This window comes from Erwinia papayae (genome assembly GCF_058241465.1).
The window spans coordinates 2,033,313-2,046,820 of record NZ_JBZCHT010000013.1 but is presented as its reverse complement, the minus strand read 5'-3'; the positions used below and the strand labels follow the sequence as shown (position 1 = coordinate 2,046,820).

General features: G+C 51.5%; 21 protein-coding genes and 2 pseudogenes. 4 read left to right on the top strand and 19 right to left on the bottom strand.

Annotation, left to right across the window (positions count from 1 at the left end):
• Nucleotides 1-399 precede the first annotated feature (399 nt).
• From AC3RPL_RS25720 to AC3RPL_RS25705, 4 genes and pseudogenes are all read left to right on the top strand, one after another.
• Complete coding sequence (locus AC3RPL_RS25720) at nt 400-678, top strand: BMC domain-containing protein (protein ID WP_490742028.1); 279 nt, start codon at nt 400-402, stop codon at nt 676-678.
• Between the two features lie 17 nt (nt 679-695).
• Nucleotides 696-980, top strand: a complete 285-nt coding sequence (locus AC3RPL_RS25715) for a BMC domain-containing protein (RefSeq protein ID WP_034933888.1) — start codon at nt 696-698, stop codon at nt 978-980.
• Between the two features lie 13 nt (nt 981-993).
• A complete protein-coding gene (locus AC3RPL_RS25710; protein ID WP_034933889.1) occupies nt 994-1,272 on the top strand; it encodes a BMC domain-containing protein in 279 nt (92 codons plus the stop codon).
• Between the two features lie 53 nt (nt 1,273-1,325).
• Nucleotides 1,326-1,604: pseudogene (locus AC3RPL_RS25705) on the top strand (acetaldehyde dehydrogenase); the annotation flags it as partial.
• A 277-nt stretch (nt 1,605-1,881) separates the two neighbouring features.
• Here AC3RPL_RS25705 and AC3RPL_RS25700 read toward each other — a convergent pair.
• The 19 genes and pseudogenes from AC3RPL_RS25700 to AC3RPL_RS25610 form a co-directional block, all read right to left on the bottom strand.
• The gene (locus AC3RPL_RS25700; RefSeq protein ID WP_490738530.1) at nt 1,882-2,187 is read right to left on the bottom strand and encodes a DUF1889 family protein; all 306 of its coding nucleotides are present in this window, start codon (nt 2,185-2,187) and stop codon (nt 1,882-1,884) included.
• A gap of 65 nt (nt 2,188-2,252) precedes the next feature.
• Nucleotides 2,253-2,447 (bottom strand): hypothetical protein, encoded by a 195-nt coding sequence (locus AC3RPL_RS25695; protein ID WP_490738529.1) that lies wholly within the window; start codon nt 2,445-2,447, stop codon nt 2,253-2,255.
• Between the two features lie 9 nt (nt 2,448-2,456).
• The gene (locus tag AC3RPL_RS25690; protein WP_490738528.1) at nt 2,457-4,124 is read right to left on the bottom strand and encodes a terminase large subunit; all 1,668 of its coding nucleotides are present in this window, start codon (nt 4,122-4,124) and stop codon (nt 2,457-2,459) included.
• On the bottom strand, nt 4,102-4,458 hold the full coding sequence (locus tag AC3RPL_RS25685) for a phage terminase small subunit P27 family (RefSeq protein ID WP_490738527.1): 357 nt from the start codon (nt 4,456-4,458) through the stop codon (nt 4,102-4,104). Before AC3RPL_RS25685 ends, AC3RPL_RS25690 begins: the two co-directional genes overlap by 23 nt.
• Before the next feature lie 175 nt (nt 4,459-4,633).
• Nucleotides 4,634-4,759 carry a hypothetical protein gene (locus tag AC3RPL_RS25680; RefSeq protein WP_490738526.1) on the bottom strand — a complete coding sequence of 42 codons (126 nt, stop codon included), beginning with the start codon at nt 4,757-4,759 and terminating at the stop codon, nt 4,634-4,636.
• A 7-nt stretch (nt 4,760-4,766) separates the two neighbouring features.
• Nucleotides 4,767-5,204, bottom strand: coding sequence for an HNH endonuclease (locus AC3RPL_RS25675; RefSeq protein ID WP_490738525.1), 438 nt, complete (start codon nt 5,202-5,204; stop codon nt 4,767-4,769).
• Nucleotides 5,204-5,506, bottom strand: a complete 303-nt coding sequence (locus AC3RPL_RS25670; protein WP_490738524.1) for a head-tail connector protein — start codon at nt 5,504-5,506, stop codon at nt 5,204-5,206. Before AC3RPL_RS25670 ends, AC3RPL_RS25675 begins: the two co-directional genes overlap by 1 nt.
• A complete protein-coding gene (locus AC3RPL_RS25665) occupies nt 5,503-5,838 on the bottom strand; it encodes a phage head closure protein (protein ID WP_490738523.1) in 336 nt (111 codons plus the stop codon). The genes AC3RPL_RS25670 and AC3RPL_RS25665 overlap by 4 nt, the downstream gene beginning before the upstream one ends.
• Nucleotides 5,835-7,048: pseudogene (locus AC3RPL_RS25660) on the bottom strand (phage portal protein). Before AC3RPL_RS25660 ends, AC3RPL_RS25665 begins: the two are co-directional and overlap by 4 nt.
• 1 nt (nt 7,049) lies before the next feature.
• Complete coding sequence (locus AC3RPL_RS25655) at nt 7,050-7,613, bottom strand: HK97 family phage prohead protease (RefSeq protein ID WP_490738521.1); 564 nt, start codon at nt 7,611-7,613, stop codon at nt 7,050-7,052.
• A 51-nt stretch (nt 7,614-7,664) separates the two neighbouring features.
• Complete coding sequence (locus AC3RPL_RS25650; protein ID WP_490738520.1) at nt 7,665-8,837, bottom strand: phage major capsid protein; 1,173 nt, start codon at nt 8,835-8,837, stop codon at nt 7,665-7,667.
• Nucleotides 8,838-9,087: 250 nt separating this feature from the next.
• Nucleotides 9,088-9,414 carry a DUF1493 family protein gene (locus tag AC3RPL_RS25645; RefSeq protein ID WP_490738519.1) on the bottom strand — a complete coding sequence of 109 codons (327 nt, stop codon included), beginning with the start codon at nt 9,412-9,414 and terminating at the stop codon, nt 9,088-9,090.
• Nucleotides 9,408-9,854, bottom strand: coding sequence for an STM2901 family protein (locus AC3RPL_RS25640; RefSeq protein ID WP_490738518.1), 447 nt, complete (start codon nt 9,852-9,854; stop codon nt 9,408-9,410). The genes AC3RPL_RS25645 and AC3RPL_RS25640 overlap by 7 nt, the downstream gene beginning before the upstream one ends.
• An 84-nt stretch (nt 9,855-9,938) precedes the next feature.
• Nucleotides 9,939-10,181, bottom strand: a complete 243-nt coding sequence (locus AC3RPL_RS25635) for a hypothetical protein (protein ID WP_490738517.1) — start codon at nt 10,179-10,181, stop codon at nt 9,939-9,941.
• 379 nt (nt 10,182-10,560) lie between these two features.
• On the bottom strand, nt 10,561-12,333 hold the full coding sequence (locus AC3RPL_RS25630; protein WP_490738516.1) for a DNA primase family protein: 1,773 nt from the start codon (nt 12,331-12,333) through the stop codon (nt 10,561-10,563).
• Complete coding sequence (locus tag AC3RPL_RS25625) at nt 12,330-12,698, bottom strand: hypothetical protein (RefSeq protein WP_490738515.1); 369 nt, start codon at nt 12,696-12,698, stop codon at nt 12,330-12,332. The genes AC3RPL_RS25630 and AC3RPL_RS25625 overlap by 4 nt, the downstream gene beginning before the upstream one ends.
• A complete protein-coding gene (locus tag AC3RPL_RS25620; protein ID WP_490738514.1) occupies nt 12,695-13,003 on the bottom strand; it encodes a hypothetical protein in 309 nt (102 codons plus the stop codon). Before AC3RPL_RS25620 ends, AC3RPL_RS25625 begins: the two co-directional genes overlap by 4 nt.
• Entirely contained in the window at nt 12,996-13,208 is a 213-nt protein-coding gene (locus AC3RPL_RS25615; RefSeq protein ID WP_490738513.1) for a hypothetical protein, read from the bottom strand. The genes AC3RPL_RS25620 and AC3RPL_RS25615 overlap by 8 nt, the downstream gene beginning before the upstream one ends.
• Nucleotides 13,201-13,404: a host cell division inhibitor Icd-like protein gene (locus AC3RPL_RS25610; protein ID WP_490738512.1), complete on the bottom strand. Its 204-nt coding sequence runs from the start codon at nt 13,402-13,404 to the stop codon at nt 13,201-13,203. Before AC3RPL_RS25610 ends, AC3RPL_RS25615 begins: the two co-directional genes overlap by 8 nt.
• Nucleotides 13,405-13,508: the final 104 nt, after the last annotated feature.

The window sequence follows — 13,508 nt, the reverse complement described above, 5'->3', positions numbered from 1 at the left end:
TCTGCTTCGCTCCAGATCTTTGCTCAATGCATCACGTGCGTTCCTGTAAAACCGCACGTTTTGCTTTCAGTCTGCCCGATTGAAATATGACGCCGACCACATTCCGCCGGGGAAATATCACCACCTTTTCGCAAGAAAAATGCATTTTTTTAACATTCCCATCAGCGAATAAAAACCGCCAAAAACTTCATCTTCTTTATTAGGAAAAACGAATAAAAAAACAGGACAAACAAATAAAAAAGACAATAAAAAAACCCTAATTAAAGAACAAAAAACCAAAATTATATTTATAGCAATTTTAAATTTCAAAAAAATGCTGATTACTTATAGTGAGTGCCGAACACGGATTGGCTGTGCGAATGAACCCAAAATCACAAACCTGTTCCGGAGAAAATCAAAATGGGTGATGCATTAGGGCTTATTGAAACCAAAGGTCTGGTGGCCTGTATCGAAGCGGCGGATGCCATGTGCAAAGCCGCGAATGTTGAACTGACTGGCTATGAAAACGTCGGTTCAGGTCTGGTCACCGCCATGGTGAAAGGCGATGTCGGCGCGGTGAAAGCCGCAGTGGATTCGGGTGTGGAAGCAGCACAACACATTGGCGAAGTGGTGACCTCACTGGTTATCGCCAGGCCACACAATGATATTTACAAAATCATCATTAAACATAAGGCCTGAAGGCCGGGAGAACGTATATGGGTGATGCATTAGGTCTGATTGAAACCAAAGGGCTGGTGGCCTGCATTGAGGCTGCAGATGCCATGTGTAAAGCCGCCAATGTTGAACTGATTGGCTATGAAAACGTCGGCTCTGGCCTGGTCACCGCCATGGTGAAAGGCGATGTCGGCGCGGTGAAAGCCGCAGTGGACTCTGGCGTGGAGGCGGCACAGCGTATCGGTGAAGTGGTGACTTCGCTGGTTATCGCCCGACCACACAACGATATCCAAAAGATCGTTTCACATTACAAAATCGCAGAATGATGGAGAAAACCTCATGAAAGAAGCACTCGGTCTGATTGAAACCAAAGGGCTGGTGGCCTGCATTGAGGCCGCAGACGCCATGTGTAAAGCCGCCAATGTTGAACTGATTGGCTACGAAAACGTCGGCTCCGGTCTGGTCACCGCGATGGTGAAAGGCGATGTCGGTGCGGTAAATGCGGCGGTGGATTCTGGCGTGGAGGCAGCAAAACGTATCGGTGAGGTGGTGACCTCTCGTGTGATTGCGCGACCACATAACGATATCGAAAAAATCGCGGCAAAGCATAAAGCATGACCTGACAGGGTACGCCCCGTCGCCACTCTTTTCGTTTGATGAAGGATAATCTCATGATTGAACTGGACAATGATTTGCGCGCCAGGCAGAACGCCAGAGATCGGGTACGCGCAGCCAAAAAGGCCCAGGCAATGCTTGCCACATTTTCACAGCAACAAATTGACGCCATTGTAAAAAACGTGGCTCAGGAGGCCGCGCATCATGCGGAGACGCTGGCGAAAATGGCGGCTGAAGAGACAGGTTTTGGCAACTGGCAGGACAAGGTGCTGAAAAACCGCTTCGCCTCGCTGCGCGTTTATGATGCGATTAAAGAGATGAAAACTGTGTCGATAGCTGAGCATTTTTAAATATCCTGTTGAATTTAAATGGTTTTAATTTGTATTGAATCAAATAATTACAAATATTACCCCACGGATTACCCCACAGAACGGCGCACAGCAACGGATGCAGGAAAAAGCATGAGAACATTTTGAAGCAGGGGATTATATCAGGGATGGTTGCTGAATGGGCTGAAAGCATGGGAACAAATCGCTGCTGTGTATACCGTAGCCGGGTAACTTCGAACATAAAAAAGGCCGCAAAAGCGACCTGTTTAATATGATCTAAAACTTACTTCATGGCTCGTAACTCTGAGGTGATTTTATCACCAAGCCGCCCAGGGTATTTAATTACCACACGTCCACCAGCCCCTGTTCTTTCGGCAAGGTCAGCAAGTTCTTTCGAGTTTCGCTCTGCCCATCCTTTCGAACGCGCCCATTCTAAAATATCACTATGGTTAAAGGGAACACCTTCGCTTTTCAGGAATTTCAGCATTTCTTTTGTTCTGCTCTCATCCAGTGGATGAGCAAGCATTCCTGCCGATGAATTATTGATAACGTTTAAATGTTCTAATGCCTTTTCCAGTATCGGATTCATACTGGTAACCTCCTGTAATTAATCTAAACGTCTAATAAATTAGCACAAAGAACATACAGAAATCCCTACTTTCTTCGTGGTGAAGGTTTACGCCAGATATAAGTTTTGCTGGCTGAACGCTCACGGTCTGCCCTGCGGCGCTGTGCGGTCAGTGCACGGTAGAGGGTTTGCCGGATAATCAGGCGGTCTGTGCAGTCCAGCTCGCAGCCATCCTCCCGCATGGCTCCGGCCAGTGCTTCAGCAATGTTTTTGTGCGGCATGGATAATCCTCAAATCCCGGTAAAAGTTGCCAGGCGCTGCTTATGGGCCTCGGACATATCAAAGCTGAAATCTTCATGCTCGGCCTGCCATGTGCCGAACGCCATTAATCCCGCTATCGCCGGGTCTATCTTGTTGGCCGATTTCTTTTTGTTCGGCTTAATGTTCGCGTTGGCGTCAGACTCCATCACCACGTTACCAATCGCCCAGGCCAGAACCGGATCGCCGTTGTGCCGTATAACCCTGCGGTTTACGAACACCTCCAGCGACTTCGCTACCGGGCTGAACTTCAGATAGGTCTGCGGGAACGGCTCCACGTCGAGGCCCGCGCCCTGTAGCTGGGTGCGTAAGTGCGTGGCGTTCCAGGTATCGAAGCCTACCAGCTTTATTCCAAACACCTCAGCATCACGCAGAATATCGTCACGGATGCGGTCATAGTCGATGCAGTCACCCGGCGTGGTGCGTATCCAGCCCGATTTAGCCCACTGGCGGTAAATGGCGCGATTTTTATTGGCTACGTTGTTCAGCTGCGCTTCTGGCAGGTAGTGGCGGGTCAGCAGCCGGATTTTCCGGTCAGACGGGAACGCATAGCAGACGCTGGTAATGTCTCCGGTAGATGACAGGTCAAGCCCGGCGTAACACTCCATTCCGGCCAGGTCAGACTCGCTGTAATCGTCCTTGCAGGCGTCCCATGCGCCGGACCCCATCCACGGCGTGGCACCCTGGCACCAGATATTAAAACGCTTTGTAAGCATTTCAACCCACTGCGAGGGAATGCCTCTGGCCTTCTGGATGGTGTCAGCCAGCGCCGCACCGTCAACGGAAATATCCAGATTGGGATTGGCCTTTATCCACAACGCCGGGGAGTCTATCTCGCTTTCGTCATCCAGCTCGTAAATCAGGGCAAACAGTGATTCGTTAGTTTCCTCTCCGGCCAGTATCTGGCAACAGTAATCGTAATGCTGCTTACAGGCTGATACCACGTTGCTGCCTGCGGTGGTAATGGCGAACAGAATACCCTCGGGCCGTGCGCCCATGCCCAGCTCAAGCGCGGAGTAAACGCCGTTATCCGGGTGCAGGTGGTACTCGTCCACAATCGCCAGGCTGGGGTTAGTCCCTTCGATGGTCGCTGCTTTGGCCGCCAGTGGCCTGAGCAGGCTGTTGGACTTCGCGTAAATCATTTTATGCTGCTGAATGGTCAGGCGTTTTTTCAGCGGCTTTGATAACAGGCACATCTGGCGGGCATCGTCGAACACGATACGGGCCTGATCCCGGCTCACGGCGGCGGTGTAAATATCCTGCTGCCCGTGCTCCATCACCAGAAACCAGTTAGCCAGCATTGCGGCCACGGTGGATTTAGCGTTCTTGCGCGGCACCTGAATATAGGCGCTCTTGTATTTCCGGCGTCCGGTTGCTTTCACCCGGAAGCCCAGCAGGCAGGCAAAAGCGAACTGCTGCCACGGTTCCAGCATAATCGGCTGGCCGCGCAGCGGGCCTTTGACGTGCGGACAGAAGGCTGAAAACGCTATAAACCGCTCAACATTCTCAACGTCAAATGTATAACGGGGGTCTTTCAGGTCTGAAAAATACCGTTCCACTGCCTGTTTAACCCGTTTACAGGCCGGAATTACACCACTTTTAATGTCGCTGGCGTACTTATTCCAGGGCTGACAGTCCATCTTTCTTTTCCACGTTAACAGGTGTCCGGTTACGGCTTACCGGGTCAAAGCCCAGCAGTGCCGACATTTTTATCATGATTTTTTCAGCATCTGATTTCGCCTTCAGGGCCGGATTACTGGTGGTGGCACCCCGGGAACCCTCAACAGAAAACCCGCGCTGGGCAATATCTTCAACAGCCTTCCGGTACATTGAGTAGTTGACGCAATACAATTCCAGGCTGTTCCAGTCGGCAGGCGTCAGATCACCACGATCCGCCAGCTGCTTAGACTTTGCCTTCCACTGCTGTACCGCAATATCATCCAGATAGATGGGCGGTTTTGGGGGTCTTGCCATAATTTGTTGTTTCCCTGTGACTTTCTGCTGTTAAAAAAAATGCCGCGCGTAAAAATTTGAGGGAGCGGGTGGTGCCACCGGGTCAGGGTGTTGTCATGCCGGACACCCCCACCCTCCCGATGATAATCGTTCTCATTGATATAGTTGCATCTGCAATCATTTCACTCCTGAACGGTCAGCGGTTGCGTATCGCCTCCCGAATATCACGATCACGCTCTGACGTTCGCCTGCGCGGGCTGGCGTGCTGTCTGCGGGTGAACTGCTCACGGCTGCGGGTCAGTGCGGCCACAAGCTGCCTCATCTCCTGCTCAGTCATGGGTATACATCCAGTCGTTACGGTGACGTGCGGCTTCTTCCTGCTCACGGTACTTACCTGCCTTACGCTGCTGCTTGGTCACCGGGTCTGTGGTTGTGGTCTTGCGGGAGTGACAGGAATGACATAGCGGCTGATGATTGCTGGCAGGCCAGAACAGCACATCATCGCCACCTTCAATAGGGATGATGTGATCAACAATGGTTGCAGCCGTATAGATGTTCAGACGGAGGCAGTGAACACATAACGGGTTAGCCTTCAGAAAGACCAGTCGATACTTATCCCATTCAGGCGTATATCCCCGTTCACGGCGTCCGTCTCGTCTGGCGTTCTGCTGTCTGGATGCCGCCCGCTTATGGGTATCGCATTTGCCTGACTTCACCCGGACATTACAGCCAGCCTCACTACAGCGGCGTAAGGGTTGCCACGGCATCAGTACACTCCCACATCGCGATAGACTGACCACAGCGCGGATATAGCCATCGATACTTCGCTGGTTTCCACTTCACTGATAGTGGTGCGGTATTCATACAGCTGTGAGACGTACATCATGCAGCCCACCTTCAGGGCAGGATTGAAAGCAATCTGCGGCGGCTCGGTGTCAAAGCGTTTGCCGATATGCTTCTGACAGACCTCAAGCGCGGCGGTGATATAGGCCTCAATCAGCGTGTCTTCATAGTCATCATCAATGCGGCAGTGCAGCTTTGCCTCTGCCAGCGTGATCAGTTCACTCATGGCTTAACGCCTCCTTTGCATAACAGTTCAAGCCGCGTGTTCTTTTCATCCGGCAGGGCTGACACCACGGCATAACCCTGTCTGGTCTGGCCTTTCTGCTGCCAGAGTATCCTGCTGGCGCTGGTCACATCGGCCCGGTAGCGTATCCACATGCGAAAGGTGACCTCTGATTTTTCCGCACCGCTGGCGATAACCTCATGCCCGCTCACGCCTTTCACCTCGGCCCATACGGTGGCAGTGTCTGTCCATACCTGCTGAATCTGCCCGGACGGCAGGCGCTTTGACTTGAAATTCTGAATGGTCACGCGGTGACGCATGGTTCCGGCTCTCACTGTTCAGCCTCCCCGGACTTCTTCACGCTGAACTCCTGTTTCCATGCCTGGCTGAACTCGTCACCACCTTCACGTGGGGGCATCCCTTCGCGTTCGCGGGCTTCGTTAGGACACATCACGCCGGACTTAATGCCTTTCTCATAGGTGGCATAACGATCGGTAGGTGTGGCGCGGAGAAGATCGGCAGAGTCGAATTCCATCTGATACCGGATGCCGGGAACGGGCGAGGCCACCAGCAGGGAGGATTTAATCTGCTGCTCAAAGTTGGCAAGCCACGGACGCATGGTTATTGTAAGAAAGGCACGGCTGGCCTCACTGAAATTGCTGTAGGTGCTGTTGCCGTATTCCTGAAGGAAGATTGGCGACACGTTGAACATGCGGGCAATGTCTTCAATCGTGAAGCGTCGGGAGGCCAGCCATTCGGCATCCTGATTGCTCATGCCAAGCTGTTCGTACTCCATGCCACCTTCGAGGATGGTGTTTTTCCGGCGTTCTTCGCACCTTTGTAACGCTCCAGTGCGTCCAGCGCCTGCTTGCCCTTCACACTATCCAGCCAGTCCTTTGATTTGACGATACCCGCTGCCATCATGCCATCTTTCATGATGCTGGCCCCGTGCCGCTGCTGGGCAAGACCAAGACCCAGCGTTTCCCGGCAGATGGTGATCGGCGAACGGCCCAGAAATCCATCGTCCGTGGCATAACGCAGATGCAGGATTTCTTCCTGTAGATAGGTGCGCACCGTGCCGCTGTAGGGTTCGGTAATGGTGTATTTATAGCGATGTTCGGCAATGCGCTCCGGCACCACTGCGCCGGGTACATACGGATATAATGATTGCGGTTGTCCATCACGGCCCCATTGGATCACCGCGTAGGCGTTACCGTTCAGCAGGCAGTGGCGCATCATGGTACGTTTGAACTGGTAGGCGGTCTGGCAGTCGTTGGGCGCTTCGTTCAACAGGTGATCCACCGGGTGACCGTCCAGCCATTCACGCGCTTCACGGCCTTTATCATTACGGACTTTATACAGATAGCAGGGCATTGTTGCCACGGCCTCACTGATTACCGCCACGGCATTCATCACCGCAGGCAGAGACTCCGCTGTACCCGCAGACACGTATTCGCCTGAACCGGTATTGGGAATCCCTGCCATCGCCAGAAACTCATCAATGGTCATGCTCCGCTGCTCGTCTTTTCTGCGAAAAGGCCACATATCACAACCCCGCCAGTTCGGCCTGACGGCGGCGCATGTCCAGACTCAGGCCAGCCAGCGAAGGATGCTGTGACAAGAGAGAACGGCGGGCGATCTCCACACTGCTCTCTGTGTAGGCGGGCATACTGGTGACGGTGATCTCCCGCAGCTCGGCGGCGGTCACGGTGCGGACATAGGGCGAGGCGGCAACGTTCCATTCCTCATTGAGCGCTCTGAAGCCGAAGGACATTCCGGAGATATCGCCACGCTCCACCAGCGTAAGCACATCGCGGCCCAGCTGAGTATCGGGTGGCGTCAGCTCAAAGCGCAGTCCGGTATTGTCTTCGGTGAGGATCAGAGTGCCGGACGTGGTGCGCCCCAGCAGCTGGGTATAATCATGTTCGTACAGTGCGCGGCAGTCAGTACCGCTGGCGAGACTGGCCGCAAAGGCACCGGGTGCGAACTGTTCTACAAACTCGTCCCAGATAACCTCTGACAGGCTGTTGTAACGGACGGCATAGCCCACCAGCTTTTTATCGGCGGCGCTCAGTTCAGAGGTGCGGATTTCAAAATCATTATTTTTCATGGGTCAGACTCCAGAAGGCAGGAAAGGGGCCGCAGCCCCTGAATCATCGGATCAGGAACCTGAACCCGGAATTTCCAGTACCTTGATGGCGTTGGAGTCCACCAGCCCGCCGCCCAGGTATTTATCGGTGTGCACCTTGTAGAACCCCGGTTCGGTAATGTTGTCCGGGCGGGTACGCACTCCGGTAGTGTGATCCACGATGTAGTAACCGCGCCTGAAGTCGCCCACGGCCAGCACCGGTTCGCCTGCTGCTGCATCGCTCATGTTTTCAAGGTAGTAAACCGGACGGCCCAGCAGCAGATCAGGGGAACCCTCAGTCAGACGATCACGCCAGATGTAGTCACCGTTACCGTTCTTCAGCTTTTGAAGGGCAGCGGCTGAACTGGAGTTCATCACCCATACGGCATTTTTGCGGTATTTGGCCTTCAGCTTAAACAACAGGTCGATCAGCTCGTCAGCAACGGGCGAGGCTCCGGCAGTCTCCATTTTCTCCAGCGTACCGAACGGGCGGGTTTTGTCGCCAGTGGCCGCGCGGGGATAGGACAGGAAGCCTTTGGACTTTTTAGCCCCGTCTCCGGTCAGCAGGTCGGTTTCTTCGGTTTCGGTGAAGGTGTCGCTGATTTCAGATGACAGCCAGCCCAGAATATCCACATCGCTGAAGTCCAGAATTTCCTGGGTGGTCTTCGGATAGGCATAGATCGGGAACAGCTTAATGCTTACTTCTTCCAGCTTTGGCGTACTGGTTTCGGTACGGGCCACACCTTCTTCGCCGTGATTCACTACTGCACCGCCCACGGATACCATCTTTTTATATTCATTGCTGCTGGTGGTCTTCACGGTGGCGATCTGACGCATCACGGAATCATCGGTCAGCTGGCGCATAATCTCTTTGTCGAGATCGGGAATAACGGTATAGCCGCCATCGGAGCCAACCGCAGTGGAAAGGGCGCGGGTTTCGCCTGTCAGGATGTAGTGACGCAGCTCGTCGTTAGAGACTTTTTTACCGTCCACTGGCTTACCCGGCTGATTGCGTTCTTCATCGGCCAACGCTTCAAGGCGGGAAATATCAGTATCAAGGGATTCTGCTCTGGCGCGGAGTTCATCAAACTGTTTACCCTCGTCAGCGTTCAGGTTGCGTTTTTCCTCAGTGGCTTTATCCATGATGGAGCGCATCCGGGTTTTGAGGGCGGTTTTCTCCTGGCGGAGTTCAAGCAATTTTTTCATGTCGTGGTTTCTCGTAACGTTAAATGTTGAGACGTGAAACCAGTCCGGGAATAGGGAGGCCGCTAAATCTTTTTCTGCATCCCACAGGCTGCACTCGCTACAGCTTGATTTAACGGCCAGTGGCGGCTCACGTCTGAGTGCCACTTTTCAAGATATACATGAAAAATATAAAGAAAACCCCCGTCAGAGACAGGGGTAATCACGGGTAAACATGGGTACGAATAATTTACAAAATTATTTATCTAACTGCTCAGTCATAAAGCCAGCGCCCCGCTTCGGCTGATTCAGCAAACATCCTGACCGTGAGCGGTTTCTTTTCTTGTTTAAGAGGTTTACTGGTAAACCACTTGCGGAAGAACCAGGGCGTAACCCACGGATAATATTTGTTCATATCCATTGCAGATAAATCAATACCGAAATGATGCCCGAACTTATCAAGAGTAGGAAATAGATCTTCTTGTTCCGTGTATTCCTGAAGAATATCATCCATTCCCACAGCATTACTTTTAGTTGGAAGCAAGCCTAATATGGGCAACTCATCCTGAAAAAAAGTGAGGACCTCATTTTCAGTTACCATACTTTATCACCATCTCGAACTATACGATTATAAGTGGTCATCGTTTTAAATGTGATTTGGGCGAAATCATTCGCGAGTAGTAGCCAGCCGACTACCGGCACCGTTCTTCCAACAAATGCCCCCAGGTTATTCACATACATGGGTTTTAAAAGTTTAATGCTTTTATTCGTGATAGTGGGAAGCCTGAATGGCAAATGTATATCAAGATACTGACGGGACATTTTAGAGGCTATCGAAGTCCCTTTGGTTGCCGCACCCGGCTTAGCACGAGTTTTCAGTAAGGGTAACCCAAGGATAATGCTGCTGACAGCGACTAAATCATGTATGCCGTATTGCTCATCAATTTTATCCAGAAATACCCAGAAGAATAATTCTCCCGCAGAAAGGTTGGGAATACCGTTATAGAAGTACGTCCCGTTAAGTTCTTCAACCGTATCCATACATGCTCCTTGCTAATGATTTAGCCTATCTTAGATCACTTTGTTACAGTTGGGACAGGTCAAATGCTTTTTTTGGCAAAGGCTTCAACCCTGCCCCTGCATCTTTTCCCTGTACTTCTGAAGGTGGGCTATCAGCGCATCAAGCTGTTCACGGTTTGTGGCGAAGATTTCCTCAGAAAAAGTGCTTCTCACAAAATCATGGTGATCTATCCAGAAGAAAGCGCCATCAGCCAGCACCTGCTGATAGTGAGGTAAGTCCATTGTCGGAATGTCGGTGATACCGTAGTGATCATAATGGTCACGAATTTCTTTAAGCGTTTTTGGCATTTTAAAACTCCGGTTAAAGGGCCAGTTGTTGCTGGTACAGGTTTTTCACAAACGTTATTCCCTCTCATTCAGGAAGCGTTTGACGGTGCTTAAACAAAAAATAAAACACAGAAAAATAAAATTTATGCGTTTAAGTGTCTACCTGTCTACCGCAGCGATATTTTACATTTAATTCAGTAGGTTAAGTGGTAGGGAGTTGACCTTTTAAGTGTCTACTACTGTCTACCGACTCTCTACCTTTTGTATATAAAACAATCAAAAAGTAGACACGGTAGACACTTTAACCCTTAGTGTCTACCAACTGTCTACCGTACTAATTAACTGATTTATAGATGATTATTTTCATCAGTAGACACGGTAGACACTTAAACCAGTTATTTTAATTTTTTACATCTGTATCGGGGAGTCCTGAGGCAGCAGGGAGCCAGCCGTCAGCATCGTCACCCAGCAGAATATTGGAAATGGTTCTGCCCTTATCGGCCCCTCTGGTGCACTGCTTACGCTTGTACTCTTTGCCGTACTCAGACATTGCCCCCGGCATATCCGTACCGAAGCGCGTCAGGGAAACAGGCTTGCCCAGGCCATGCGCGGACATATACGCCAGATAGGAGTGGTAGAGGTAACGCCTCGGACTGAACGGCACCATTTCAGCATTGCCCACAATCATTCCCTCGCACTCAACCATAGCCATCAGATAGCCGCAGAAGTCCACCAGGGAATCTCCCTCACGCTTGATAGCCAGCGCTTCTTCGGACTTCTGCTGCTCAAACAGTAAACGCTTTGCCTCTGACTGATCAGCAAACCGGGTGAGCATATGGCGAATGATAACCGGAAGCTCTGACTCTATTTTCTCCGTCAGCAGCGGATCACGCTCGTTCTCAGGCACCACCTGTGAGAAGTTGAATATCACCCTGCGCCGGGATATGCCGCCGCTACGGTCACTGAACGTCATAGCGTTATTGTTTACGGCCAGAATCACCGCAGGGATACGGGTGGAATAGGGAGCTTTATGTTTCGGATCGATAGCCACCTTATCACCGCCAGTGATCGCCTTGATGCCTGCGCCGTCACCTGCATAGCGCGTCATGTCCGGCATAATGATTAATGAGTAGCCCACGACAAGCGCTCTTTCCCTCGGTTCCTCCAGTGCTTTCATGCTGGCCGATACGGTATTGGCCTTGCCTGCAAGCATGGTGCAAATCTCAGCCATGACGCTCTTACCACTGCCACCAGCCCCGGTAACCTCAAGAAACAACTGCCAGTCAAAGCGGTTGGCCATAACCATATAAAGTGCGGCCAGAACACGATCCGCTTTACGGCTGTTGCCTCCGGTTGCCCAGGTCAGCCACTTCCAGAACGCCGGGGCATGGCTCTCCAGTGTCTCGCCATCCTGCTGCGGCACAAAATCCACATCACTGGCGATCAGCAGCCAGTCTTCCCGGTTGTGTTCCCTGAAAACCCCAGACCGGGTATCAAAAACCCCGTTGCGAAAACCAATCAGATTACGGGCAGTGATCCCCATAAGTGGCAGACTCAGCTTCATCGTATCAACGGCGTTCCTCGCGGTTGGCATCGAATAGGGTACATCTGCCTCAATGAAAATAGCGGCCATCTCCCGCGTCAGTTCCTTATCGTTCAGCGGTTGCCACAGAATTCCGGTGTAGTGATGAACGGTATTTGAATCATCATGAAGCGACAGAAGGCCATCATAGTGACTAAGTAACACCTCCCCTCGCTGGCTTGGTCCCATATGCGCCAGAGAAGATGTGGCCGCATCAGCCACACGTTTCTTTTTCTTCTCCGGTTTTTCAGGTGGGAATACCCGGTTGATCCGACTGGAATCGGTCAGAACAGCTTTAACACCGTCATTGCCAATCAGATCGGCCACCAGCTCTATACGGTTTTTCTTCTGCGCGGCTTTGTCGGTCATCAACAGGCCGTTTTCGCTCAGTTCCTCATAGGTAACCCCGGCACCAACCACAAAGCCCTTCAGGCGTTGCGCCAGTGCGCCGTATGGCGTGGATTTATCCTTGTGCCGCGCTGCTGCGGCCACCGTTTCTTTTTTGTCCAGTACGTGACCATTTATCCAGCTGTAAACGCAGGTGAACAGCGCATCAGACATTTCTTCATGCGTGATTGCGGTATCTGTCATTTCGGTATCCCCCCGCTCATCTGGAATTTGCCAATCAGTGGGTGATACCAGTACGCCGAACCATATTTACGTTTGGCCGCTTTAAGTACAAGCCGTGCCGCCTCCCTGAACTTCTCATCGTGGACCAGATAGCCACCAGCTTTGTGTTTAACTATCATCACGCCGGTGTTCTGTGCCAGCTCCTCAGCTTTCTTCGTCGAAATACCATATTCAGCCGCAAGTGTTGATACAGGGGACATGCCAGGCGGAATTTCACCACCCTGTGTAGCCACCAGCGATTTAATTTTTGAGTCAAGTTCATCCACACGCTGAAGCAAAGAATCAACACGACCAGACAGCTCATTAAATTTTACATTGCTGATCATTGGCGCTTCTCCCTTTTGGCCTGGCTGATAGAGTGCTTACAGTTCTCAATGGTAGTGCCAATAGCAGCCTGAAAATTACCCAGGCACCGCAGTAACAAGCCAATATTGAACATGTCAGAACGCATTGAATTTTCGCCATAATCACTATTTTCAGAGGCGTGATGCATCAGATCACCGATGGCAACAATGCCAGAACAAAGCGTATCTTCAGCCTCTTCCGCCAACCTCAGCACATCTTTAGCATCATTACTGGTGATGTTGTAATAAGTGTTGATGAGCTTTTGCATACCATGCATATCAGCCATGCTTCACCTCCATATCTCCAAGCTTCTCCAGTGATCTACTCACGTTTATGGCAATAGCCTGAATACCGCCAATTGCTGCAAGAACATCCCCGCTATCCATTTCAATGCCGTGCTGCTCTACAGCTATCAGCAGGGCGTTTATATGATGCATGGCGGTGCAGGCCAGCTTGTAGTGATGGTTTTGGGCTACTGTGCGATTAGACATGGTGCACCTCCTGAAGCGGCAAACGTGCAGCCAGCGAGAGGATGAAGTGTGGTGCCAGAATGCGGCGGGCTTCGCGTTCTGTGGGAGCCTCAACGGACAGGCGGCACAGTGTGGCGTTCTTATCGTGACGGTTAAGTGCCAGAAAGCGCCAGGTGTAGAAATGCCGCCCTTGCGGGTGTGTGGTATGATCTTTCATAGCTGCCTCGTTACTTGTTCTAACGGTGGTGGTTAGAGGCCCGTTAGTGCTGGTAACACTTCCGGGCTTCGCTGTATTTAATGGTTGCACAAAAACATCGTGGT

Coding starts and splice junctions, on each gene's coding strand:
- AC3RPL_RS25720 (WP_490742028.1), top strand. CDS start 400: ATGGGTGATGCATTAGGGCTTATTGAAACCAAAGGTCTGGTGGCCTGT.
- AC3RPL_RS25715 (WP_034933888.1), top strand. CDS start 696: ATGGGTGATGCATTAGGTCTGATTGAAACCAAAGGGCTGGTGGCCTGC.
- AC3RPL_RS25710 (WP_034933889.1), top strand. CDS start 994: ATGAAAGAAGCACTCGGTCTGATTGAAACCAAAGGGCTGGTGGCCTGC.
- AC3RPL_RS25700 (WP_490738530.1), bottom strand. CDS start 2,187: ATGAATCCGATACTGGAAAAGGCATTAGAACATTTAAACGTTATCAAT.
- AC3RPL_RS25695 (WP_490738529.1), bottom strand. CDS start 2,447: ATGCCGCACAAAAACATTGCTGAAGCACTGGCCGGAGCCATGCGGGAG.
- AC3RPL_RS25690 (WP_490738528.1), bottom strand. CDS start 4,124: ATGGACTGTCAGCCCTGGAATAAGTACGCCAGCGACATTAAAAGTGGT.
- AC3RPL_RS25685 (WP_490738527.1), bottom strand. CDS start 4,458: ATGGCAAGACCCCCAAAACCGCCCATCTATCTGGATGATATTGCGGTA.
- AC3RPL_RS25680 (WP_490738526.1), bottom strand. CDS start 4,759: ATGAGGCAGCTTGTGGCCGCACTGACCCGCAGCCGTGAGCAGTTCACC.
- AC3RPL_RS25675 (WP_490738525.1), bottom strand. CDS start 5,204: ATGCCGTGGCAACCCTTACGCCGCTGTAGTGAGGCTGGCTGTAATGTC.
- AC3RPL_RS25670 (WP_490738524.1), bottom strand. CDS start 5,506: ATGAGTGAACTGATCACGCTGGCAGAGGCAAAGCTGCACTGCCGCATT.
- AC3RPL_RS25655 (WP_490738521.1), bottom strand. CDS start 7,613: ATGAAAAATAATGATTTTGAAATCCGCACCTCTGAACTGAGCGCCGCC.
- AC3RPL_RS25650 (WP_490738520.1), bottom strand. CDS start 8,837: ATGAAAAAATTGCTTGAACTCCGCCAGGAGAAAACCGCCCTCAAAACC.
- AC3RPL_RS25645 (WP_490738519.1), bottom strand. CDS start 9,414: ATGGTAACTGAAAATGAGGTCCTCACTTTTTTTCAGGATGAGTTGCCC.
- AC3RPL_RS25640 (WP_490738518.1), bottom strand. CDS start 9,854: ATGGATACGGTTGAAGAACTTAACGGGACGTACTTCTATAACGGTATT.
- AC3RPL_RS25635 (WP_490738517.1), bottom strand. CDS start 10,181: ATGCCAAAAACGCTTAAAGAAATTCGTGACCATTATGATCACTACGGT.
- AC3RPL_RS25630 (WP_490738516.1), bottom strand. CDS start 12,333: ATGACAGATACCGCAATCACGCATGAAGAAATGTCTGATGCGCTGTTC.
- AC3RPL_RS25625 (WP_490738515.1), bottom strand. CDS start 12,698: ATGATCAGCAATGTAAAATTTAATGAGCTGTCTGGTCGTGTTGATTCT.
- AC3RPL_RS25620 (WP_490738514.1), bottom strand. CDS start 13,003: ATGGCTGATATGCATGGTATGCAAAAGCTCATCAACACTTATTACAAC.
- AC3RPL_RS25615 (WP_490738513.1), bottom strand. CDS start 13,208: ATGTCTAATCGCACAGTAGCCCAAAACCATCACTACAAGCTGGCCTGC.
- AC3RPL_RS25610 (WP_490738512.1), bottom strand. CDS start 13,404: ATGAAAGATCATACCACACACCCGCAAGGGCGGCATTTCTACACCTGG.